Consider the following 21949-nt stretch of genomic DNA (forward strand, 5'->3'; position numbering starts at 1 on the left):
TCTTAAAGCCAAAGGTCGTAGCCCGCAATCGCCATGCAACGGAAATTCTGAGGCTTTCCAACGTCGGGCGAAATGGTCTGCCGGTGTCCCGCTTGTGCACAGTTTATACAAGGTTTAGAACATTTTCATCATGCTGCGATGCATCATAGTTGCTATGTGGGGCGTAGGGGACGCTTCGGGGGCTATTGGGCAGCATTACATGAAAATGAGCGACGTGCAGGGCAATGAAGGCGGCCATCCGCCTTTGGCCGACATGACGATGAGTCATGAACAACTGACTCTGCTCTGCGCTGATCTTAGGCAGCAAAACGCCCGGCTCACCGCGCGGCTGAACGTGCTTGAGGACGAGATCTGCCGCGACACGCTTACCCCCTTGTACAACCGCCGCCACTTCGAGCAGCAAGTGGCGTTGTCGATCGCGCACTGCCAGCGTTATGGCAGCCGCGCCGCATTGCTGTTCATCGATGTCGATGATCTGAAATCGATCAACGATACCTACGGGCATGCGGCAGGTGACGAGGCGCTGCGGACGATTGCCGATGTGCTGCTCGCCAATGTCCGCTCGACCGACGTTGTCGCGCGCATCGGCGGCGACGAGTTTGCGTTGCTGCTGGGCACGATCAGCGATACCGACGTCGAACAGAAGATCGCGCTGCTGACCGCGGGAATCGCTGCCTGCCGACCGGATTTTTCCGGTGGCCAGCCTTGCCTGTCGGCGACGTTTGGCCATGCCTTCATCCACTGCGATGACCGCGCCGACAAGGTGCTCGCCCGCGCCGACAGCCAGATGTACCAGTCCAAGCGCTCGCGCGCCGCAGCCAAAGGCTGAATTTTCGGCTTCATGGGCCGTGTTTGGCGGGTGTTAAGGCTTTTGGTTTACGCAGCAGGGCATGCGTTCCTGGTCAAAAGTCGTGCTTTCGATGCTGTTCAGCGTGCTGGTCACGTTGCTCGCCATGCTCGGCCTGTCCATCCTGCTGAATGAGGTGATACCGGCTGCCTTCTGGGTGTTTGCTGCACTGTGTCCAGCGCTGCTTTCCGGTCCGATCAGCTTCATCCTTGTTCAGCAGGCAGAGGCAAATCAAAGGCTCAACAGGCAGTTGCTGGCGACCCAGGCGGTTCTGCGCACCCAGGCAGACATTGACCATCTCACCGGCGCGTTCAACCGCGCAGCGTTCTACCGCCAGGCGCAAGGCTATGCCCAAGCTGCCGACGCATGCGTGCTGCTGGCCGATATCGATCATTTCAAGGCCATCAACGATAGGCACGGCCACGCCGCCGGCGATCAGGCCCTGCGCATCGTTGCCCGGACGTTGCAGGCGGCATTGCGTCCCAACGACGTGATGGGAAGAATCGGTGGCGAGGAATTCGCGATCCTGCTTGCCGCAATGCCAGTGGAACTTGGCATGGCGATCGCGGAGCGCGCACGCAAAGCGATCGCCAACCTTGAGGTCAGGACTGCCGACGGCGCCCCGATCGAGGTATCGGTTTCCATCGGCGTTGCCCGCCTTCGCTCGGGAATGCCCATCGACCACGCGCTCGCAGAGGCGGATTCGGCGATGTATGCGGCCAAGCGCAGCGGTCGAAACCAGGTTCGCTCGGCAGCCTAACATCCCGATTGCCAGTCGGCTCACCCCCTGCAATGTTGGCCATGGTTTGAAACAGGGGTTTGCGATGCGATTGAAAATGTTGGCTTTGGCGATGGCTTGTACGGCCATGCCGATGGCGCTGGCGGCGCAGCCGGGGCCGACCACCGGTCAGGTTGCGGTCGATTATGCCGCGCAGTTGCAGCAGGGCGATGTGGTCCTCAAGGATTTCCGCTTCGGCACCGGCGAGACCCTGTCCGAGCTGCGGCTGCATTATGCGACGTTGGGGACGCCCAGGCGGGATGCCAAGGGCAAGGTGACCAATGCGGTGATGGTGCTGCACGGCACCGGTGGTTCGGGCATGCAGTTCCTCCAGCCCCAGTTCGCGCAGGAGCTTTTCGGCCCAGGCCAGCCGCTCGACATCACCAAATATTACGTCATTCTTCCCGACAACATCGGCCATGGCAAATCGTCCAAGCCCAGCGACGGGCTGAAGATGCGGTTTCCGGCCTACGACTATACCGACATGGTCAGGGCGCAGCGGCAGATGCTGGTGGAAGGGCTGAAGGTCGATTCCCTCCGCCTGATGATGGGCACCTCGATGGGGTGCATGCACGGATTTGTCTGGGGGCAGGTCGATCCCGGCTTTGTCCGGGCGATGATGCCGATGGCATGCCTGCCGATGCCGATCGCGGGGCACAACCGCATGTGGCGCAAGGCTGCGATCGAGGGGATCAAGGCCGATCCCGCCTGGGCGGACGGTGAATACACCGCGCCACCGATCATGGGGCTGCGTGTCGCGGCCAGCCTGTTGCAGGTCGCCGGTTTCGCGCCGCTGTATCTGCAAAAGGCGTTTCCCACGCGCGAGGCCGCGGATGAGTATATCACCCAGCGGATCGAGGCGGCGATCAAGGGCATCGATGCCAACGACGTCATCTACCAGATCGAATCCTCGCGCAATTACGACCCGTCCGCGAGCGTCGAACGGATGACGATGCCGGTGACCTGGATCAATTCCTCGGACGATTTCATCAACCCGTGGGATTATGGCGTGGCGGAGGACTTCGGCAAGCGGCTGCCCGACGGCAAATACCTGCTGATCAAGGCCACCGACGAAACCCGCGGCCACGGCACGCATACATGGGCACGGCTGTGGAAGGACGAGCTGGTCGCACTGCTGGCGCGGGGTGAAAGGTAACGTTTTTCTTTACCGTCACCCCCGCGAACGCGGGGGTCCCGCTTCCCTAAGCCAATTGCGGCAAAGAAAGCGGGATTCCCGCGTTCGCGGGAATGACGGGGTAAAGACAAACGCTCAGGCAAACACGCTGGCGAGCTGATCGCTGCTGGTGCCTTCCTTGGCCCCGCGCAGTTCGATGTACACCGCAGCGATGCCCGCCGATCCGATGGCGGTGCTGATCGCGCTCGACAGGGCTTCGGCCACCGTGCTGGCCGTCGATCCAGCCAGCGACAGCATCCCGAACGGGATCGCTAGGATGATCGAGAACAGGATGAAGACGCAGATCAGCCCGAACAGCCGCAGCCTTGCCCCCTTGGTCAGATGGCGGCTGCGCCCCAGCGCGCCGAGCACGCCGACATTTTCAACGACCTTGGCCGGAATGGCGACCATCCACATCAGGTACAGCGCCACAAATCCGATGAAGAGGAAAATCATGCCTCCAAATGCCATGGCGATGGCGCCGGCATCCGACGTCTCGGTCACTCGGCCGAGAGAAAACAGAAAAAGCGGCATGAAGCCCAGCGCGGCAATCGCAAGTCCGGCAAGCGCCATCACGATGAAGAGACCGATCAGCCCGGGCAGCTTGCGGACGGCCTCGCCGATGCACTGGCGAATATCGACCCGCTCGCCCGACAGATCGCGGACCGAAAAGATCATGATGACCGATTGCAGCAGAACATAGAGCAGGACGAACGCCAGATAATAGAGGACGGCGATGAGCACGGCGGCCGAAGTGTATTCGGCGACGTTGGCCGACAATCCCGGCTTGGTGACGACATAGACGGCGAGAATCTGCGGTAACGCGATCATGACGATCGAAAGCCCCAGAAAGACCACGGCGTTGCGTGCTATCAGCCCGAATGTGTTGTTGATCACGTTGCCAATGCTGAACGCGGCGGGCGGTGTTGCCATGGGTGGCCTTTCTTGTTGATGGTTCGCCCGATCCGAATCCGGCCCCCGTTTTGTCCAGCCTATCATGCGGATATTGATCGTCCAGCGTCGCGCGCGGGAGAACGCCTCAATAGCACCTTCGACAGGCGCGCAAATCGCCTTGCTCCACCGCACGGCTTCTGCGATCAAACCGGCTGTGACCGTCGGCCCAGCCCTTTCAGCACCCCCAGGCCTTTCCGCGCCGCGTCGTGAAGGTTTCGATGCGGCCTATGCGCAGGTGCGCGGCAATGGCGACATCCAGTTCACGCCCAGCTTTTCCAAGCCGCCCGATCCGCCGCCCCAATGGTGGAACGACGTCATGCGGTGGCTGGCCGAACTGCTCGAGCCTGCTGCGCGCGCGCTGGCTTCTGCGTGGCCGGTGCTGAGCAAGGTGCTGCTGGGCGCGCTGGCGATCGGCGTGCTGGCGATGCTGTGGGTGATCCTGGCCCCTTACGTTGCCGACTGGCGCGAGCGTCGTTCGGCAGCGGCTGCGCCGGAGTGGGCGCCCGATCAGGCTTTGGCGCGGCGGTTGCTCGAGGAGGCCGATGCTCTCGCGGCGCAGGGCCGGTTCGACGAGGCCGCGCATCTTCTGCTCTACCGTTCGATCGAGGACATATCGGCGCGCAGGCCCGACCTGCTGCGCCCATCGACCACCGCGCGCGAGATCGGCGCGTTCGAAGCCTTGTCGGCGCGGGCGCGGTCTGCATTCGGCGTGATCGCCGGGCATGTCGAGGCGAGCTTCTTTGCGCGCCGTCCGCTCGACCGCGATGCGTGGGACAGCTCGCGCGAAGCCTATCGCGCATTTGCGCTGGACGGTGGCTGATATGGCAACTGGGGGAAATTCCAATCCTTTTGCGCGCGGCACGGTGCTGCTGATGGTCGCGATCGGCTTTGCCGCGTTCCTCGCGCTGCTTTACGCCATCGGCGCGGGCGGCGCGCTGAGGTCAGGCAACAACGGCGCAGCGCACGGCGTTTCGGTGAGCACCATCGGCTATTCGGCGCTGGCGCAATTGCTGGAGAAGACCGGCACCAAGGTCAGCTTCGGCCGCGGTCCCGATGCGCTGCAGCAGCAGGATCTGCTGATCGTGACGCCAGAGATTTCCGCCGATCCCCAAGAGCTGGCGGCGCTCGTCCGGCAGCGCGCGTTTACCGGACCCACGATCATCATTCTGCCCAAATGGCAGGTCACGCCCGAAGAGGGGTTGAAGACCGGCTGGGTCCGCCTGGAATCGCCGGTACTGGCAGAGCAGACGCCGCGGTTGCTTTCGCAACTGGTGCCGGTGCGCATCAGGCTGGAGGGGATGCCCAGTGCCCCCCGCGCCCCTGCGGTCGTTCAGCGCGAAACGGCTGCAGATCGGGCGGCGAAGCTGAAAGTGGCGCTTCGATCGCGCGTCACCATCAGCGGCGCAAAGCTCAAGACCGTGCTCGCGGACGGCGCGACGGGAAGGGCGCGGGTGGTGGTGATCGACGACGGCGGCTGGTATCCCGCGCTCGATGCCAACGCGCCGGAAAACCCGGACGGCACACCGGACATCGAGCAGGGCCGCTACCCCGTGGTCATCGTCGCCGATGCCGATCTGATGAACAACAAGGGTCTCGCCAACCGCGACACCGCGCGCCAGGCAGTGCAGATCGTCGATGCGGCGTGGTCCGGCGGCGGCGAGGGGGTGGTGTTCGATCTCACCCAAAATGGCCTCGGCACTTCGGAGAACCTGCTTTCGGTCGCCTTCCGCCCGCCGTTTGTCGGAGCCGTGGCCAGCCTTGCGCTCGCCGCGATCGGGTTTGCATGGATGGCGTTCTGCCGCTTTGGCCCGGCGCTGGCCGAAGAACGGCCGTTCGGCTTTGGCAAGACCATGCTGGTCAAGGGCAGCGCCGGGCTGGTCCGGCGGCTGGGGCGCGATCATCTGCTCGGGCCTGCCTATGCCGATCTGGTGCGCGAGCGGGCAGGCCGATCGCTGGGCCTGCCGCAAGGCCTTCCGCGCGAGCAGATCGATGAACGCCTCGCCAAGGTTTCGCCCGACGCGGAAGGACGCAATTACGAGACACTAAGCGCAGATATGCGCGCAGCGCGCGACCGACCCGGCATCTTGTCGGCGGCGCGCGCGCTCTATGCCTGGAAGAAGGAACGAGTGGGATGAACATTGCCGACATCAATGCGCTGGGCGCACGGATCCGGGCGGAGATGGCCAAGGCGATCATCGGGCAGGACGACACGATCGATCATATGCTGATCGCGTTGTTCTCGTCAGGCCATGTGCTGCTCGAAGGCCCGCCGGGCACCGCCAAGACCTTCATGGCGCAGTGCTTTGCCGCGTGCCTGTCGCTCGATTTCGGGCGCATCCAGTTCACGCCCGATCTGATGCCGGGCGATATCGTGGGATCGAACCTGTTCAACTTCCAGACCAGCGAGTTCACGCTGACGCGCGGTGCGATCTTCACCGATCTGCTGCTCGCCGACGAGATCAACCGCACCCCGCCCAAGACGCAGGCCGCTTTGCTCGAGGCGATGCAGGAGCGCAGCGTGACGCTCGATGGCACCCGCCACGCGCTGTCGCCGCACTTCATGGTGGTGGCGACGCAGAACCCGATCGAGCAGCAGGGGGTGTACCCGCTCCCCGAGGCGCAGCTCGACCGCTTTCTGTTCAAGCTGCTGGTCGGCTATCCGAGCGCCGAGGAAGAGACGCGCATCGTCAGCGAATATGGCAGCCGCACCGGCGCGCAGCGGCCATCCGCCTTCGCCATCGAGCCGCAGATCGACGACGCGCAGCTGACCGCCGCGCGTGCTGCAGTGGGCGAGGTGAAACTGGTCGACGAGGTGGTCGCCTATATCGTGCGGCTGGTGCGTGCCACCCGCGAGACTGCTGACTTCGAGAGCGGGGCATCTCCCCGTGCCGCGATCATGCTCGCCAACGCATCGCGGGCGCGCGCGGCTTTGCAGGGACGCGATTATGTGATCCCCGATGACGTCAAGCAGCTTGCCGCATCGGTGCTGCGCCACCGCACTCTGCTGTCGCCTGCCGCCGAGATCGAGGGCCGCAGGGTCGAGGCCATCGTCGCCGATCTTGTCGAGCGCACCGAGGCGCCGCGTTGATAGCCTTCTATCCCACCTTGCGGGCAGGCCTGCTTATCGCGGCAGGCGCGCCGGTGTCGCTGCTGCTGGCCGCGCTGTCGCCTGGCCTATGGGCGTTGGGACCGGCATGGTCGGCAGCGATGCTGCTGCTCGCCGCGCTCGATGCGCTGGCAGCCGGGCGCGCGCGCTCCATCCGGCTGGTGGTGCCTGCGAGCAGCGAACTGGGGCAGGTGGTGACCGTCGGGGTCGAGGCCGAGCTGTCGGGCACGATGCCGGTGCGCCGTGCCGACGCGAGCATTGCCGTCGAACCCCGGCTGGTGCCGAGCGGCGGCGGCGATGGCGTGCTGAGTTCCTCCCCCGGTTCGGCCATGCTGACCGGCAGCATTGCATTGCAGCCGGTCCGCCGCGGCGCGCTGGTGATCGAAAAGCTCTGGCTACGCTGGCAGGGGCCGATGGGGCTGGGCTGGCGTCAGGCGTCGCAAGCGAGCGGCGAGAGCATCGCGATCCTTCCCGACATCGCCGCGGTCCGCGCGCCCGCGCTGCAGGTGTTTCTGAAAGATGCGGTCTACGGCATCCTCGCGCGGCAGATGCGCGGCGAGGGCAGTGAGTTCGAAACATTGGTCGAGTATCAGCCGGGCTTCGACCGCCGCGCGATCGACTGGAAAAGCTCGGCGCGGCACTCCAAGCTGCTGGCGCGCGAATACGATACCGAGCGCAACAACCAGATCGTCTTCGCGCTCGATTCAGGATCGGACATGTGCGAGCCGGTGGCGGGGCTGCCCCGGATCGACCGCGCGGTCTCTGCAGCATTGCTCACCAGCTATGTCGCGCTGAAGGCAGGCGATCAGGTACGGTTGTTCTCGTTTGCTGCCCGGCCCGAGCGCGCAACCCCGTTCGTTGCGGGCAGCCGCAACTTCTTTCGCCTGCAATCCGAAGCCGCGCAGATCGATTACCGGTTCGAGGAGAGCAACTATACGCTCGCGCTCTCGACGCTGGCCGCACAGTTGCAGCGCCGCTCGCTGATCGTCGTTTTCACCGATTTCACCGACCCGACCAGCGCCGAGCTGATGCTTGAATCGGTCGGCCGGCTGATCGACCGGCATCTGCTGCTGTTCGTCGCGATGGAGGACGAGGAGCTGCTCGGCCTGGTCGACCAGCCGCCCGAAACCAGCGAACAGGTTGCGCAGAGCGTCGCCGCCGCAGGACTGCTGGCGCAGCGGCGGCTGGTGATCACGCGCCTCAGGCATCTGGGGATCGAGGTGATCGAGGGCCGACATGACGAGATCGGGTCGCGGCTGATGAACGCCTATCTCAAGATAAAACGGCGGGGGCTGTTGTGAACGGGCAGGTGACCAACCCCGGCGGCGAGCGGGCGATTGCCGAGGCGGTATTGCGCAGCGACCGCTTCCGGCTCGAGCGCGAGGCCGACTGGGTGCGGCTCGATGGCATGATCACCGCGATGGAAAAGGGGCGGCTGAAACGGCTGGCGGATGACGATGTCATGGCGCTGCCGGTGCTTTATCGCAATCTGCTCTCCAGCCTGTCGATCGCGCGCGAAAGTTCGCTGGATGCGGGGCTGATCGCCTATCTCGAATCGCTGACGTTGCGCGCCTATTTCATCGTCTATGGCACCCGCACGACCTTCGGCGGCTGGTGCCGCAGCTTCTTTGGCGGCGGCCTCAGCCGCGCGGTGCGGGCGATCGGCGTCGATATCGCGATCGCCTTGGCGGCGATGGTGATCGGCGCGCTGCTCGGCTTCTGGCTGGTCGATTCCGATCCGCAATGGTATTTCCGGCTGGTCCCTGCGCAGTTCAGCGACGTGCGTGTTCCAGGTGCCTCGCGCGAGGCGCTGCTGGGTACATTGTTCGGCAAAACCGATGGCGAGGGATTGTCGGTCTTTGCGGCCTATCTGTTCAACAACAACGCACAGGTGGCGATCCTCGCCTTTGCGCTCGGCTTTGCCTTTGGCGTGCCGACGGTGCTGCTGCTGATCTACAACACCGCCGGACTGGGCGCGATGCTGTGGGTGTTCGGCTCGCGCGGGTTGACGGTCGAGTTCGTCGGCTGGCTATCGATCCACGGCACCACCGAACTGCTCGCGATCCTATTGGCGGGGGCTGCCGGGCTCCATGTCGGCAGGGCGCTGGGCTTCCCGGGACGGCGCAGCCATCTGGCGGCGCTGAGCCAGGCGGGCCGCACCGCCGCGCAGGTGATGACCGGGGTCATCGTCATGCTGATCTGCGCCGGACTGCTCGAAGGCTTTGCCCGCCAGCTGGTCCAGGCGACCGAGGTCCGCTATGCGATCGGCTATGGCGTGCTGACGCTCTGGCTGGTCTATTTCTTTGCCCTCCGCCCGAGGCGCAATTGATGGCGCGTACTCTCCAGCCCGGCCGTACCCGCGGCAGCGATCCCAGGCTCAAACGCACGCTGGTGACACCCGAAGGCGTCGCGCTGGACATTGCGGTGGCGCCCGCCAGCGCCCGCATCGGGGCGCTGTTCATCGATCTTGCTGCGCTTTTCGGGCTGGTCATCGGCTTTCTGCTGACTCTGAGTCTGATTGCATGGGCGTATTCGGCAACGGGCCTGCCTGCGATGGCGGACGGGTTCGTCAATTTCCTGTTCGTGCTCTTTCTGATCGGGCTGTTCCTGGCGCGCAACGCGTACTTCCTTTTCTTCGAACTGGGTCAGCGCTCCGCGACCTGGGGCAAGCGCGCGGTCGGCATCCGCGTGGCCGCGCGCGATGGCGGGCGGCTGACGGCGGAGGCGGTGATCGCGCGCAACCTGCTGCGCGATATCGAGATGTTCCTGCCGCTGATGTTCATGACATCGGGCGGGGCACAGGGGACGTTGAGCGAATTCGCCGCATGGTCCGGCGTCGCCTGGGTAGGCGTGTTCCTGGTCTTCCCGCTGCTCAACAAGGACAGGCTGCGCTGCGGCGACCTCATCGCCGGAACCTGGGTGGTGGAGGCGCCGCAATCGAAGCTCGGCAAGGTGGTCGCGGCCGGAGCAGCCCCTTCCATCGCGGTGGGCGATGATGCGTTGCTTCCTGCCGACCGCTACCGCTTCGGCGATGCGGAGCTTGCGGTCTATGGCGAATACGAACTGCAGATGCTCGAACAGGTGTTGCGCACTGCCAACCCGATCGCGATGGAAACGGTGGCCGCGACCATCTGCGCCAAGATCGGCTGGAGCGCGCCGACAGGCGACGAGCAGGCGTTTCTCGACGCATATTATACGCAGCTGCGCGCGCGGCTGGAGCGCGGCCTGCGCTTTGGCAAGCGCCGCGCCGACAAGAACGGTTGATCCGGCGACCACATCAATCCCGCCCACCGCGCCCGCACGCGACCTCTTGACGTGGTGGTGCAACGCTTCGTCGCCTGTCGCGTAGTCCCGATATCGATCAGAACTCGCACAAAATGATCGGTCTTTTGTAAAGAGGGAAACAGAAACTATGCCAATTCTTAGCCTTATTCTCGTTCTTGTCGCGGTTGGCGTAGGCCTCTGGCTGATCAACAACTACATCCCGATGGATGGCAAGATCAAAAGCATCCTGAATGCCGTCGTGGTGATCGGCGTAATCATCTGGCTGCTGCAGGTATTCGGAATTCTCGGTTCGCTCAGTGGCGTTACCGTGGGTTAACCCTGATCCGGCTGCCCCCGCGCTTTGCGCTGCGGGGCAGCCGGGCAGGTTCCATCGATCGCGTTACCGGCGATGATTTCCGGGCGCTGCATTCAGACAGCCAAAAAGGCGATAATCTCTCTCGCCATCGGCGCGCGTTGACTGCGTATGGCCTGCATCGGGTCCGCCAGCATCGCGTGGGCTGTATCCCGCGAAAAAGCCTTCATCTGCACATCCGACCATTTCGGGCTGTCGATCGCCATCAACTGCGTGGCGGTTGGCGTGATCTCGGCGACCCGGGTCGTGAGACACAGGACGTCGTCGGACGGCGGTGCAGTCAGCGTCTCGGATGCCTTTGTCGCGGCAGGCACTACGCTGCGCTGGCTTTTCGCGCGCGGATAGACCGTTCGTATCGTCGGCGCACGGGCAGGGCTTGAGCCGTTTTTTATCATGGTGACACGCTCCGACGGGCTTCAGCCCCGACGGTGGCGCTTGGCGCTTAAGCAATGCCTCACAATCGTGGCGGACGCCGGCTTAACGATGTTTTGCTGCAGCTCAGCCCCCTTGCGCGCGCAGCTTGGCCCATGCCAGGCTAGCAAATTCGCACAACAGCGGCCGCGTGTCGCGCGGATCGATGATGTCCTCGACCGCGAAATGTTCGGCACTGCGGAATGGGCTGCGCACCTTGTTCAGCCGCTCGCGGATTGCGGCCAGATGCGCCGCCGGATCGTCGCTGGCTTCCAGTTCCGACTTGTAGGCAACCTCGACCCCGCCTTCGATCGGCAAGGAGCCCCAGTCGCCGCTCGGCCAGGCGAAACGATATTGAAAGCGCTCGGCATTCGACATCGCCGATCCTGCGATGCCATAAGCCCGCCGCACGATCACCGATGCCAGCGGCACCTTCGCGCGGTAGATCGCGTTCATCGCGTTGACGCCATAGCGGATCGTGCCCGCGCGCTCGGCATCGGCGCCGATCATGAAGCCGGGGTTGTCGACCAGATGCACGATCGGCAGCCTGAACTGGTCGGCGAGCTTGACGAAACGCTCGGCCTTCTCGCTGGTCTTGGCCTCCCATGAGCCGCCCAGAAAGCTGGGATCGCTCGCCAGCACCGCGACCGGCCAGCCATCGAGCCGGGCAAACGCCGTGATCACCGCGCGGCCCCAGCGGCGGCCCATCTCGAACACACTGCCGGAATCGAACACCTGCGTCAGCACGCGGCGCATTGCATAGACCTGTGCCGGGTTGCGGGGCACAGTGCTGAGCAATGCCTCTTCGCGGCGATCGACAGGGTCGTCGCAGGACGTGCGGGCAGCGAGCGTGTCGACCGACGAGGGCAAATAGGAGAGGAACCGGCGCGCGACGGCGAACGCCTCTTGCTCGCTGGCGACTTCCTCGTCGACCACACCGTTGCGGCAGTGAATCTCGGTACCGCCAAGACCTTCCTTGTCCACCGTCTCGCCGATCGCCGCAGCGACCGCAGGCCCGGCGGCGAAAAGCTGCGACAGGCCCTTGACCATCACCGAATAATGGCTGGCGACCGTGCGCGCTGCGCCAAGCCCCGCAGTCGGTCCCAACGCCAGCGCGACCACGGGCACGGTTTCCAGATTGGTGACGATATGATTCCAGCCGGGTACCATCGGCACATAGGTGTAGCCCATCGTCTCGAGCGTCTTGACCGATCCACCACCGCCGGTGCCATCGATCATCCGGACCAAGGGCAGGCGCATCTCGTGCGCCATCGCCTCGCACTGGACGAACTTGCGATGCAGCGCGGCATCCGCAGAGCCGCCGCGCACGGTGAAATCATCGGCGCTGGCGACGATCGCACGGCCGTCGATATCGCCGCGGCCAAAGATGAAATTGGAGGCGGCAAACCCCGCCAGGTCGCCGTGCTTGTCATACGTCCCGCGACCGGCGATCTTGCCGATCTCGCGGAAACTGCCCGGATCGAGCAATCCTGCGATCCGCGCGCGCGCGTCCATCTTGCCGCGCGAATGCTGGCGCGCGACCTTGTCTTCGCCGCCCATCGCTTCGGCCATTGCGCGGCGCCGGTTGAGCTCGTCGATTTCGTTCTGCCATGACATGGCGACGACGCTAGCGCGGGACCTTCACCCGGTCACGCGCGAAAAGGGGTCAGCCCTTGTTCGCCTTGGCCATCGACTGCACCGCACCCAGCGTCAGCTTGACATGGTCGCGATAGTCCATGTCGTTGTGGACGAAGGTCACGCGGCCATTGGGAGCGATCACCATGCTGGTGCGCCCGGTCATGTTGGGGCGGCCCGAAAGCCCGACGCCATAGGCCTGGATCATCTGCGGCGTAGCCTGCGCGACGGCAAACTTGCTCTGGCAGGCCTCGGTCGAGAATTTCTTGAGCTCTTCGATACCGTCAGCGGACAGCCCGATCACGGTCGCGCCCGCCTTCTTGAACTCATCCATCCGGGTGGCGAACTCGTGCGCTTCGGCGGTGCAGCCGCTGGTGAACGCCTTGGGGAAGAAATAGAGCACGACCGGCCCCTTCTTCAGCTCGGACGCCAGATTGAGCGTGTACGCCTTGCCCGCCTTGGCGCCGGTGGTGCTGAACATCGGGGCCTTGCTGCCAATCGCGATCTTGGCGGCGTCAGCAGCATACGCGGGCGATTCGTGCACCAGTGCACCGGAACCGGCTGCAACCGCGATGGCGGCGAACGAGAGAGCAATGGATGCGCGCATGTGGAACCCCTTTAAAACCTAGCCTCAACATAAGGCGAGCAACCGCATTTTCCAGAGCGACAGCGCAAATCAACGCACCGTGCCTGCATGCGTCTATTCGTCGCCGTAGACCGCAACGCTGCTGGTGCCATCGCTGCTGGCCATGCCGCGGTACATTCCGGGCGTATCGAAGCTGTAGCCCTGATGGCCCCAGGGCGTGAGATAGATGATCCCGCCCGATCCGCCCAACGCGCCCATTTCGCCGATCACCGCATCGGCAATCGACTGCACCTCGTCGGCGGACAGCGCGCTGGCGAGGAGATCCTGCTGGTTTGCCGCGTCCAATGTCCTGCCGCCGCGCGCTGCTTCCTGCACCAGAAACTCGGCGCGCGCCTCTGCCTTCATCCGGATGCGGGTGCAGATCTCGTGCGCCACGCCGACGCGGATGAAGAACTCGCCCGCGCCGGTCGCGGAGATCGCGCACGAGCGGTTGTCGGCATAGGTGCCCGCACCGATCAGCGGCGAATCGCCGATCCGGCCATAACGCTTGCCGGTCAGCCCGCCGGTCGAGGTGCCTGCGGCGACATTGCCCTTGGTGTCGCGCGCGACCGCGCCGACGGTGCCGTATTTCAGATCGACATCGAACCAGCCGACCTTCTTGGCCTTCAGTTCTTCGAGCTGCCGCTTGCGCTCGGGCGTGGCGAAATAGCTGTTGTCGACCTGATCGAGACCCTGCTCGGCAGAAAAGCGGTCCGCGCCTTCGCCCGAGAGCAGCACGTGCGGGCTTTCTTCCATGACCTTGCGGGCAAGGAGGATGGGGTTTTTGGTGGCGCTGGCCCGGGCGATCGCGCCCGCCTTGCGTTCGGCGCCATCCATCACGGCCGCGTCGAGCTCGTTGGTGCCCTCATAGGTGAACACCGCGCCATGGCCGGCGTTGAAATTGGGGTCGTCCTCGAGCACGATGATCGCGGCCTGCACCGCATCCATCGCATCGCCGCCGTTGCTCAGCACCGACGACCCGGCCTCGAGCGCTCGGGCCAGCGCAGCCCGGACGGCGGCATCGGTCTCGGGCGAAATGCGCGAACGTTCGATCACGCCGGCGCCGCCATGGATGACCAGCGACCAGCCGGGTTCTGCGACCTTTTCTGAGGTGGCGGAGGCAGGGGCGGCAAGGGACATAAACAGGGCTCCAAACAGCAGGATCAGGCGCATGGGGACAGCTCCTTTGTGTATCGGAGCGGATTAGGCGGGATGGCGATAGGGCGCAAACCCAGTTTTGAAAATTTCCGGTCTGGAAACGGCACTGCCGTTGCGGCAATGATCGGCGCACGGGAAAGTTCCAAGCGACAGGGGGCTGTGTGGACAACGCGATGGCGACCAATCCGATCACGACAACCGAAGACGACCTGACCGGGCCGGATATCGTCGCGCTGTTGCAGTATCACCTGGCCGAGATGGCGCGGCACTCGCCGATCTGCAGCGTCCACGCGTTTCCTGTCGAGCGGCTGCGCGCGCCCGACGTCACTTTCTGGGCGATCCGGGTCGGGGGCAGGCTGGCGGTCTGCGGCGCGCTCAAGCAAATCGATGCTGGGCACGGCGAGCTCAAATCGATGCGCACCGACCCTGCATTCCTGCGCCAGGGACTGGCCGAAGCGATGCTGGTACATCTGATCGGTGAGGCGCGGGCGCGCGGCTACACGCGCCTCAGCCTTGAGACCGGGCTGCCCGAGCCGTTCCACCCGGCGCACGCGCTGTATCGCAAATACGGGTTCGAGCGCTGCGCGCCGTTTGGCGATTACACCGAAGACCCGTTCAGCATGTGCATGACGCGCACGCTATAGGCAGGATCAGCGGATGACCGAGACCTCGGTGGTCCACACCCGTGGCCATTCCCAAACACCGCGGCACTCGCCCATTTCGTGGCGTTCGCTCAGCCGGAACATCTCGCCGTCCCAGACATAGCTGCTGGCAGAGCCGCAATCGCCGATCCCGCGACCCTTGGCGCGATCGAACAGCGTGCCCGTTTCGGGAGTGAAATCGGCGTTGACCACCTGCGGCACCGTGTCGTCGCCGGCCCAGCCCGTCGCGCTGTCGAATTTGGCAGGGACAAATTCCCACCGGGCATTGGGGTCTTCCATCGGGCGGGTGGCGATCATCACCGCCGACCCGAAGTTGTACGCGCCCGAATCGCAGGCGATCAGCACCAGGGCTTGATCCTTGCCATCGCGCTGGCCCAGGGGATACGCCGTGTCCTCGACGCCCTCCATCCGGTATTCGCACCCGCTCTCGGCGATGATCTTGGGATAAGCCTTGAGGTCGGGAAGGTCGGTCAACTTGGAGGCCGCGCGTGCGGTCAGCTGTGGCCGCGCCGGGGGCAAGGCGGTGTCGGGCTTGGTGCCGGTGGCGATGATCGCCCCGCTGGTGCCCGCGCGCTGCTGCACCGCATCGATATAGCGCAGTGCCGCCGAGGAGCCCGCCAGCGACAGCGCCACCGACTTGCCGTCCGACATCATCATCGCCGCCGTGCTGCCATTGGCAAGCGCCCGCGCGATGTCGAGCGACTGCGCAGCATGGAGCGCGGTGTTACCGTCTGTGTCCTGGGTTAAGGCCAGCGGCGGGCGGGCATCGATCTTCAGCCGCGCCGGACCGGGGGCCATCTCCTGCGACGGGGTGAGCACGATGCGCAGCGGCGCCTCGGGTCCGCCCTCGCGCCACAATCGCACCGCCATCGCAGTGGTGAAATCGCCACCATCCTCGGCCAAGGTTCCCGCCTCGCAATACCAGGCATTGTCGCATGCGACATACCAATCCTTGAACACCTTGACCTCGCCGGGAACGGGGGAGGGGGCTGGTGCGGCGTTCGCGGCGGCGATGAGCAGAAGCGCGGATATCATGGGGTCGTTCGATCCTAGCCAGAGACGGAATCATCGGTTATGCGGCGGGCGTATCCTATTCCAGCGGCACCAGAAAGAGGCACTTATGGACAAAATGGCAGTTATTGGCGCGGGCCAGATGGGCGCAGGGATTGCGCAAGTCAGCGCGCAGGCGGGCTATCATGTGTTCCTGTCCGACGTGTCGGTCGAGCTTGCCGAAAAGGGTAAGGCGGGGATCGCCAAGCTGCTGGCGCGCGCGGTCGAGAAGGGCAAGCTTGAGGCTGCCGATGCCGACGCGGCGCTGGCGCGGATCGAGCCGGTGGGCGACTATGCCAAGATGGCCGATGCCGGGCTGATCATCGAAGCGGCCACCGAACGCGAGGACATCAAGCGCGCGATCTTCGAGAATGTCGGCAAGGTGCTCGCGTCCGACGCGATCCTCGCCAGCAACACCTCGTCGATCCCGATCACCCGCATGGCCGCCGCCAGCCCCGACGCCTCGCGTTTTGTCGGCGTTCACTTCTTCAATCCCGTGCCCGTCATGGGGCTGATCGAGCTGATCCGCGGGCTTGCTACCTCGGACGCCACGGTCGATTTCGTCCGCGGTTATGCGCAGCGCATCGGCAAGCGCGTGGTGCAGGCCAACGACGCGCCCGGCTTCATCGTCAACCGCGTGCTGCTGCCGATGCTGAACGAGGCGTGCTTTGCATTGGGCGAGGGCGTCGCGACGATCGAAGACATCGATGCGGCGGTGCAATTGGGCCTCAACCACCCGATGGGACCGCTGACTTTGGCTGATTTCATTGGCCTCGATACGTGTCTGAGCATCACTCAGGTGCTGCACAGCTCCACCGGCGACCCCAAGTTCCGCCCGGCGCCGCTGCTGGTCAAATACGTCGAGGCCGGATGGCTGGGCCGCAAGACCAAACGCGGTTTCTACGATTACACGGGCGAAACCCCGGTGCCGACGCGCTGAACGGCAAGCGGCTGAACGGGCGGGCTGACAGCACCGGCAAACTGCGATACACTCGCCTCTGCCGGGGCGCGCTGACTGTAGTAACTACCGGAGACCGACAATGACCGCCCATCCACTCAAGATCGACATTGTGTCAGACGTGGTCTGCCCGTGGTGCATCATCGGCTACAAGCAGCTGCAAAAGGCGCTCGACATCATCGGCGACGAGGTCGAGACGCAGATCACCTGGCATCCGTTCGAACTCAACCCCCAGATGGCGCCCGAAGGCGAGGGCATATCCGAGCATGTCGCGCGCAAATACGGCGCCAGTGCAGAGCAAAGCGCGGCCAACCGCGCGCGGCTCAAGGAAACCGGCGAGCGGCTGGGCTTTGCGTTCAACCACGCGCCTGGCATGCGCATCTACAACACCTTCAAGGCGCACCAGTTGCTCACCTGGGCCGGCGATGCGCACGGCAGCGATGCGCAGACGCGGTTGAAGATGGCGCTGTTCGAGGCCTATTTTCAGGACAACCGCGACGTCAGCGATGAAGAGGTGCTGCTCGACGTGGTCGCGGGCCTGGGCCTGGACCCGGAAGATGGCCGCGCGGTGCTTAACGATCCCGACAACGAAGCCGCAGTCCGCGCGCATCTCGACCACTGGATCGAACAGGGCATCAGCGGCGTGCCCGCGATCATCTTCGACGGCAAATACCTCGTCCCCGGCGCGCAAGAGGCCGAAACCTTCGTCAACGTGATACGCAAGGTGCGCGAGAAGGCGGTGGCTTGAGGGGGGAGCACTCGCGTGTTCTACCGTGAGCTAACCCAACTCCGCTCAGCCTGAGCTTGTCGAAGGCACCGTGATCACGGTAGCGTGTACGCATGGCCTTTTACGCATATTTGTTGCGATGTAATGATGGCAGCTACTATGCTGGGCATACCGATGATCTGGAGCATCGCCTGTCACAGCATCAAGCCGGTGCACTGGGCGGATATACTGCGAAGCGGCGTCCGGTGACGCTGGTATGGTCCGAAGATTTCGGGGCGGGAGATGACGCGGTTGTCGTCGAGCGACAGATCAAGGGCTGGTCTCGGGCAAAGAAAGAGGCTCTGATCGCTGGCGATTGGGAGTTGATTTCGAGACTTGCGACCAATCGGATGCAATCCGGTGATCGTGGCGCGGGGCCTTCGACAAGTTCAGGATGACGGGGTTGGGTGCCGGTAGGCCAGCCGAACCCTAAACCAACCCCAACCGCGCCAGCTCTCCCAGCATCTCCGCTGGCATCAGGTCCGCCTCGTTCATGCCGTCGCCGAGGTCCGCAGGCGCGTCGGCCTCCTCCAGATAGCGCCAGCCCTGGTGCGCGCGGCGGGGGATGGATTGGACCGCGATCAGGCGCGGCTCGACCCTGATCCAGTGGCGGCCCTGGCCGTTGTCCATGAAGCCGATCAGCGGGCTGCGGCCGATGATCGCCTTGTTGAAGATCCAGTAGAGCGATCCGCCCGCCATCTCTTCGTGGCGCTTGGGCATATAGCGCGTGGTCAGCCGCGCCTCGCCGAGCGGGGCGTGACTCTCGAGCCATTCGCGCAACGATGCCGCGCTGGCCGCGCCGAATGCGATCTTGGTCATGCTCAGCGGCATGGCGATATCCGGGCCTCTCTCCGATGGGGCATACAGCAGCTCAGAACGCGACCAATCCGCTGACCACCGCCAGCCCCAGGAACGCGAAGAACCCCATCGAATCGGTGGTCATGGTGACGAAGATCGAGCTTGATACTGCCGGGTCCTGGTTCAGCCGCTCGAGCGTGACCGGAATGAACACCCCGGCAAAGCCCGCGAGCAGGATGTTGCACTGCATGGCTGCGGCGATCACCAGCCCGAGGTGCGGATCCTGGAACCACAACGCGGTCGCCACTCCGGCGATGACGGCGATGGTCGCGCCGTTCATCAGCGCGATCTTCATCTCGCGGATGATCGCGCGGCGGGTGTTCGATTCGGTCAGCTGGTTGGTCGCCATGGCGCGCACGGTAACCGCGAGCGTCTGGGTGCCGGCGTTGCCGCCGACCCCGGCGACGATCGGCATCAGGATGGCGAGCGCGACCATCTGCTCGATCGCGGCGCCGAACACGCCGATCACCGTGGACGCCACCAGAGCGGTGCCCAGATTGACGATCAGCCAGCGCACGCGCGCCGTGTAGGTTTCGCGCAGAGGCTGGTTGATGTCGCCATCGCCCGCGCCCGACAGGCGGAACATGTCTTCGCCTGCTTCTTCCTGGACGATGTGGATGATGTCATCGACGGTGATCTGCCCGACCAGGCGGCCTGCGCCGTCGGTCACCGCAGCCGAAATCAGCCCGTATTTCTGGAAGCGCAGCGCGACCTCTTCCTGGTCCATGTCGGTCGGTATCAGCGTCTGATCGCGCTTCATCACATCGGCGAGCGCGATGTGCCGCGGGGTGCGCAGGATCCAGCTGAGCTGACAGGTGCCGACCGGGCGATGCTTGGCATCGACGATGAAGATTTCCCAGAATTCAGTAGTGAGATCGGCATGCTCGCGCAGATAATCGATCAGCTGCCCGACGTTCATATGCTCAGGCACGGCGACCAGATCGCGCTGCATCAGGCGGCCGGCGGATTCTTCGGGGAAGGACAGCGCATCGACGATCGCGGCGCGATCGGCCGGTTCCAGCTCGGCGAGCACCGCGCGCTGGTCGGCCTCTTCCATTTCCTCGATGATCGCGACCGCATCGTCGGTTTCGAGCTGCCCGGCCAGTTCTGCGACCTGCGCTGCGGGCAGCGCATCGATCACGTCATCGCGGACGTAATCGTTAAGCTCGGTAAGCACATCGGCGCCGAGCAGGTCGGTGATGGCGCGCGCCAGTGGCCCGCGATAGTCGCGCTCGATCAGCTCGAACAGATCGGCGATGTCGGCGGGGTGCAGCGGTTCGACCAGATCATAGGCGGCTTCGTCGTCGCCCGCGTCGAGCGCGTCGCACACCTGGCTGACGAAGCCGGGCAGCAGGCGGTTGTCCTCGTCCAGGCTGGTGCTGGGATCGGCCGGGTCGTGCCCCCGTTCGTGAGATGCCCCCCGTTCGTGAGATGCTTGGTCGTGGAGCTGGGCATCGGTATGGTCGGTCACGCGCTGCTCCTTTCCGGCCTGGGGGTCGCGCGCCGGATGGCGCCGCGAAGTGTGTTTGGCCTTTCGCATCTGCAAAAGCAATCCCGATGCGGCGTCTGTCGGTGGGGGTGACATTCGCGCCTGCGTCGCTATATCGACGCCAGTATTTCCTATCCGACCACCCTTTTTCCTCTGCCATCAAAGGACTGCATATGACCGCCGAGACGCTCACCTTTCACATTCAGGACGGCGGCGATGTCGTCATCAAGCTGCGCCCCGACCTTGCCCCCGCGCACGTCGAGCGTATCGTCGAGCTGGCCAACGAAGGCTTCTACAACGGCGTGAAGTTCCACCGCGTGATCGCGGGCTTCATGGCGCAGGGCGGCTGCCCCAACGGCACCGGCACCGGCGGATCGAAGAAGCCCGACCTCAAGCAGGAGTTCAACGATGAACCCCATGTCGAAGGCGTGTGCTCGATGGCGCGCACGATGGACCTCAACAGCGCGAACAGCCAGTTCTTCATCTGCCTCGCCGACGCCGGGTTCCTCGATCGTCAGTACACCGTGTGGGGTCAGGTGATCGAAGGCATGGAGCATGTCCACGCGCTGCCCAAGGGCGAACCGCCGGCAAAGCCCGGCGTGATCGCATCGGCAACGGTGGCCTGATCGAAACGCTAAATCCTCGCCTGTAAGGGGAGGGGAGCCACGAAGTGGTGGAGGGGTGTCACGCCACCGAACGGGCGACACCCCTCCGTCAGGCCTGCGGCCTGCCACCTCCCCCTTCAGGGGAGGATTTGAAGCTTAGATTCCCGCCTCGACCAGCCAGTCGTGGAACAGCCGCACCGCACGCGTTTCCAGCGCGCGGGGCTTGCACACGAACCAATAGCTGTAGGGGCTTTCCACCCGCACATCGAACAGCTTGGCCAGCCGGGTATCGCCGGAGCGGGTAAGATGGTCGTCGTGCATGATCGCGATGCCCAGCCCCTGCGCGGCAGCCTCGAGCATCAGCGGGCCGCTGTCGATGTGATCGATCGACGCCGGCTGGAGGCCGGTGAGGCCGAGCGCCTGCTTCCAGGCCTCGAACGATTCCGGCATATCGTTGTGGATCAGGATCGTCTGTCGGTTGAGCTGCTCCAGATCAGGCGTCGCGCCCAGGCTCTGAGCCAGATCGGCCGAGGCAATGGCGTAGACATAGTTCCGGTCGAGACGCACCGAGTGCAGTGACGGGTCGGGATTTTCCGACAGGATGATCGCGGCGTCCAGGCTGTCGCCCAGCCGGGCCTCGCCATGGCCCGAGGTGTCGACATCGATATGCAGCAGCGGATACAGCCTGCGCAACTCGCCCAGCCGCGGCACCAGCCGCTGGCTGCCGAACAATGGCAGCATCCCCAGCCGCAGACGCAGCACCCGGCTGTCATCCATATGCGCTGCAACCGCGTCGGCCAGCGCGTCGATGGCCGGGGCGACGCTGGCAAACAGCGCCTCGCCAGCGTCATTGAGCTTGAGCTGCTGGTTATGCCGCTTGAAAAGTTTCTTTCCGACGAAGTCTTCCAGCCCGCCGATGCGGCGGCTGAGTGCCGACGGCGACAACGCAAGCTCGCTCGCCGCGGCCTTGGCCGAGCCGAGTCGCGCGACCCGAAGGAACGCTTCGAGGGACCGCAGGGGAGGGAGTCTTCGCATTGCCATAGATCAATGCATTATTGCACTGCAGCAGAATTGTGCAATTGCAAATGTAGGCATTGTGCGGAAATGCGTGCCTTAGATTGCATTTTATGCAACTCGCATCGTTTATTTCGCACTTGCACAATAAGGGTCTCTGACCCATATTGATCATGCCTTTCAGGCATCCTCTCCTAAAAACTTTATCGGGTCAGCCTTCGG

The 21949-nt window shown here is 64.4% G+C and carries 24 protein-coding genes; 15 read left to right on the plus strand and 9 right to left on the minus strand.

The window, feature by feature from the left end:
* Window positions 1–199 precede the first annotated feature (199 nt).
* The 3 genes from ACK4R0_RS15170 (at window position 200) to ACK4R0_RS15180 (ending at window position 2781) form a co-directional block, all read left to right on the plus strand.
* Complete coding sequence (locus ACK4R0_RS15170) at window positions 200–829, plus strand: GGDEF domain-containing protein (protein WP_409675806.1); 630 nt, start codon at window positions 200–202, stop codon at window positions 827–829.
* Between the two features lie 61 nt (window positions 830–890).
* Window positions 891–1607, plus strand: coding sequence for a GGDEF domain-containing protein (locus ACK4R0_RS15175; protein ID WP_409675810.1), 717 nt, complete (start codon window positions 891–893; stop codon window positions 1605–1607).
* A 106-nt stretch (window positions 1608–1713) separates the two neighbouring features.
* Window positions 1714–2781 (plus strand): alpha/beta fold hydrolase, encoded by a 1068-nt coding sequence (locus ACK4R0_RS15180; protein WP_409675813.1) that lies wholly within the window; start codon window positions 1714–1716, stop codon window positions 2779–2781.
* Window positions 2782–2895: 114 nt separating this feature from the next.
* On the opposite strand, the gene ACK4R0_RS15185 is transcribed toward ACK4R0_RS15180, so the two are convergent.
* Window positions 2896–3732 carry a hypothetical protein gene (locus ACK4R0_RS15185; RefSeq protein WP_409675816.1) on the minus strand — a complete coding sequence of 279 codons (837 nt, stop codon included), beginning with the start codon at window positions 3730–3732 and terminating at the stop codon, window positions 2896–2898.
* A 175-nt stretch (window positions 3733–3907) separates the two neighbouring features.
* On the opposite strand from ACK4R0_RS15185, the gene ACK4R0_RS15190 reads away from it, so the two are divergent.
* The 7 genes from ACK4R0_RS15190 to ACK4R0_RS15220 all read left to right on the plus strand — a co-directional run bounded on the left by ACK4R0_RS15190 (window position 3908) and on the right by ACK4R0_RS15220 (window position 10460).
* A complete protein-coding gene (locus ACK4R0_RS15190) occupies window positions 3908–4573 on the plus strand; it encodes a hypothetical protein (RefSeq protein WP_409675819.1) in 666 nt (221 codons plus the stop codon).
* A gap of 1 nt (window position 4574) precedes the next feature.
* The gene (locus ACK4R0_RS15195) at window positions 4575–5888 is read left to right on the plus strand and encodes a DUF4350 domain-containing protein (RefSeq protein WP_409675822.1); all 1314 of its coding nucleotides are present in this window, start codon (window positions 4575–4577) and stop codon (window positions 5886–5888) included.
* The gene (locus ACK4R0_RS15200; protein WP_409675825.1) at window positions 5885–6841 is read left to right on the plus strand and encodes an AAA family ATPase; all 957 of its coding nucleotides are present in this window, start codon (window positions 5885–5887) and stop codon (window positions 6839–6841) included. The genes ACK4R0_RS15195 and ACK4R0_RS15200 overlap by 4 nt, the downstream gene beginning before the upstream one ends.
* Window positions 6838–8160 carry a DUF58 domain-containing protein gene (locus ACK4R0_RS15205; RefSeq protein ID WP_409675828.1) on the plus strand — a complete coding sequence of 441 codons (1323 nt, stop codon included), beginning with the start codon at window positions 6838–6840 and terminating at the stop codon, window positions 8158–8160. Before ACK4R0_RS15200 ends, ACK4R0_RS15205 begins: the two co-directional genes overlap by 4 nt.
* Window positions 8157–9188 (plus strand): stage II sporulation protein M, encoded by a 1032-nt coding sequence (locus tag ACK4R0_RS15210; protein WP_409675831.1) that lies wholly within the window; start codon window positions 8157–8159, stop codon window positions 9186–9188. Before ACK4R0_RS15205 ends, ACK4R0_RS15210 begins: the two co-directional genes overlap by 4 nt.
* On the plus strand, window positions 9188–10123 hold the full coding sequence (locus ACK4R0_RS15215) for an RDD family protein (RefSeq protein WP_409675834.1): 936 nt from the start codon (window positions 9188–9190) through the stop codon (window positions 10121–10123). The genes ACK4R0_RS15210 and ACK4R0_RS15215 overlap by 1 nt, the downstream gene beginning before the upstream one ends.
* Window positions 10124–10271: 148 nt before the next feature.
* Window positions 10272–10460, plus strand: a complete 189-nt coding sequence (locus ACK4R0_RS15220; protein ID WP_300879895.1) for a Thivi_2564 family membrane protein — start codon at window positions 10272–10274, stop codon at window positions 10458–10460.
* 92 nt (window positions 10461–10552) lie between these two features.
* Here ACK4R0_RS15220 and ACK4R0_RS15225 read toward each other — a convergent pair whose 3' ends face one another.
* The 4 genes from ACK4R0_RS15225 to ACK4R0_RS15240 form a co-directional block, all read right to left on the minus strand.
* Window positions 10553–10891: a hypothetical protein gene (locus tag ACK4R0_RS15225; protein ID WP_409675837.1), complete on the minus strand. Its 339-nt coding sequence runs from the start codon at window positions 10889–10891 to the stop codon at window positions 10553–10555.
* Between the two features lie 103 nt (window positions 10892–10994).
* The gene (locus ACK4R0_RS15230) at window positions 10995–12524 is read right to left on the minus strand and encodes an acyl-CoA carboxylase subunit beta (RefSeq protein ID WP_409675839.1); all 1530 of its coding nucleotides are present in this window, start codon (window positions 12522–12524) and stop codon (window positions 10995–10997) included.
* A 49-nt stretch (window positions 12525–12573) separates the two neighbouring features.
* Window positions 12574–13149, minus strand: coding sequence for a peroxiredoxin (locus ACK4R0_RS15235; RefSeq protein WP_409675842.1), 576 nt, complete (start codon window positions 13147–13149; stop codon window positions 12574–12576).
* A gap of 93 nt (window positions 13150–13242) precedes the next feature.
* Window positions 13243–14340, minus strand: coding sequence for an isoaspartyl peptidase/L-asparaginase family protein (locus tag ACK4R0_RS15240; protein WP_409675845.1), 1098 nt, complete (start codon window positions 14338–14340; stop codon window positions 13243–13245).
* Window positions 14341–14498: 158 nt separating this feature from the next.
* Here ACK4R0_RS15240 and ACK4R0_RS15245 point away from each other — a divergent pair, with 158 nt between their 5' ends.
* On the plus strand, window positions 14499–14969 hold the full coding sequence (locus ACK4R0_RS15245; protein WP_409675847.1) for a GNAT family N-acetyltransferase: 471 nt from the start codon (window positions 14499–14501) through the stop codon (window positions 14967–14969).
* A gap of 6 nt (window positions 14970–14975) precedes the next feature.
* Here the strand turns inward: ACK4R0_RS15245 and ACK4R0_RS15250 are convergent, their stop codons facing one another.
* Window positions 14976–16022 carry a DUF1176 domain-containing protein gene (locus tag ACK4R0_RS15250; protein ID WP_409675850.1) on the minus strand — a complete coding sequence of 349 codons (1047 nt, stop codon included), beginning with the start codon at window positions 16020–16022 and terminating at the stop codon, window positions 14976–14978.
* 85 nt (window positions 16023–16107) lie between these two features.
* Here ACK4R0_RS15250 and ACK4R0_RS15255 point away from each other — a divergent pair, with 85 nt between their 5' ends.
* From ACK4R0_RS15255 to ACK4R0_RS15265, 3 genes are all read left to right on the plus strand, one after another.
* A complete protein-coding gene (locus ACK4R0_RS15255) occupies window positions 16108–16977 on the plus strand; it encodes a 3-hydroxybutyryl-CoA dehydrogenase (RefSeq protein ID WP_409675853.1) in 870 nt (289 codons plus the stop codon).
* Window positions 16978–17077: 100 nt separating this feature from the next.
* On the plus strand, window positions 17078–17743 hold the full coding sequence (locus tag ACK4R0_RS15260; RefSeq protein WP_409675856.1) for a DsbA family oxidoreductase: 666 nt from the start codon (window positions 17078–17080) through the stop codon (window positions 17741–17743).
* Between the two features lie 92 nt (window positions 17744–17835).
* The gene (locus ACK4R0_RS15265) at window positions 17836–18159 is read left to right on the plus strand and encodes a GIY-YIG nuclease family protein (protein ID WP_409675859.1); all 324 of its coding nucleotides are present in this window, start codon (window positions 17836–17838) and stop codon (window positions 18157–18159) included.
* A 31-nt stretch (window positions 18160–18190) separates the two neighbouring features.
* On the opposite strand, the gene ACK4R0_RS15270 is transcribed toward ACK4R0_RS15265, so the two are convergent.
* Together ACK4R0_RS15270 and mgtE are read right to left on the minus strand one after the other, a co-directional pair.
* On the minus strand, window positions 18191–18592 hold the full coding sequence (locus ACK4R0_RS15270) for a DUF1489 family protein (protein ID WP_409675862.1): 402 nt from the start codon (window positions 18590–18592) through the stop codon (window positions 18191–18193).
* Window positions 18593–18632: 40 nt separating this feature from the next.
* Window positions 18633–20090 carry a magnesium transporter gene (gene mgtE / locus ACK4R0_RS15275; RefSeq protein ID WP_409675865.1) on the minus strand — a complete coding sequence of 486 codons (1458 nt, stop codon included), beginning with the start codon at window positions 20088–20090 and terminating at the stop codon, window positions 18633–18635.
* 191 nt (window positions 20091–20281) lie between these two features.
* Here mgtE and ACK4R0_RS15280 point away from each other — a divergent pair, with 191 nt between their 5' ends.
* Window positions 20282–20734, plus strand: coding sequence for a peptidylprolyl isomerase (locus ACK4R0_RS15280; protein WP_409675868.1), 453 nt, complete (start codon window positions 20282–20284; stop codon window positions 20732–20734).
* 135 nt (window positions 20735–20869) lie between these two features.
* Here ACK4R0_RS15280 and ACK4R0_RS15285 read toward each other — a convergent pair whose 3' ends face one another.
* Window positions 20870–21754 carry a LysR substrate-binding domain-containing protein gene (locus ACK4R0_RS15285; protein WP_409675871.1) on the minus strand — a complete coding sequence of 295 codons (885 nt, stop codon included), beginning with the start codon at window positions 21752–21754 and terminating at the stop codon, window positions 20870–20872.
* Window positions 21755–21949: the final 195 nt, after the last annotated feature.

It is taken from the genome of Blastomonas sp. (genome assembly GCF_046294995.1).
GTDB lineage: Bacteria > Pseudomonadota > Alphaproteobacteria > Sphingomonadales > Sphingomonadaceae > Blastomonas.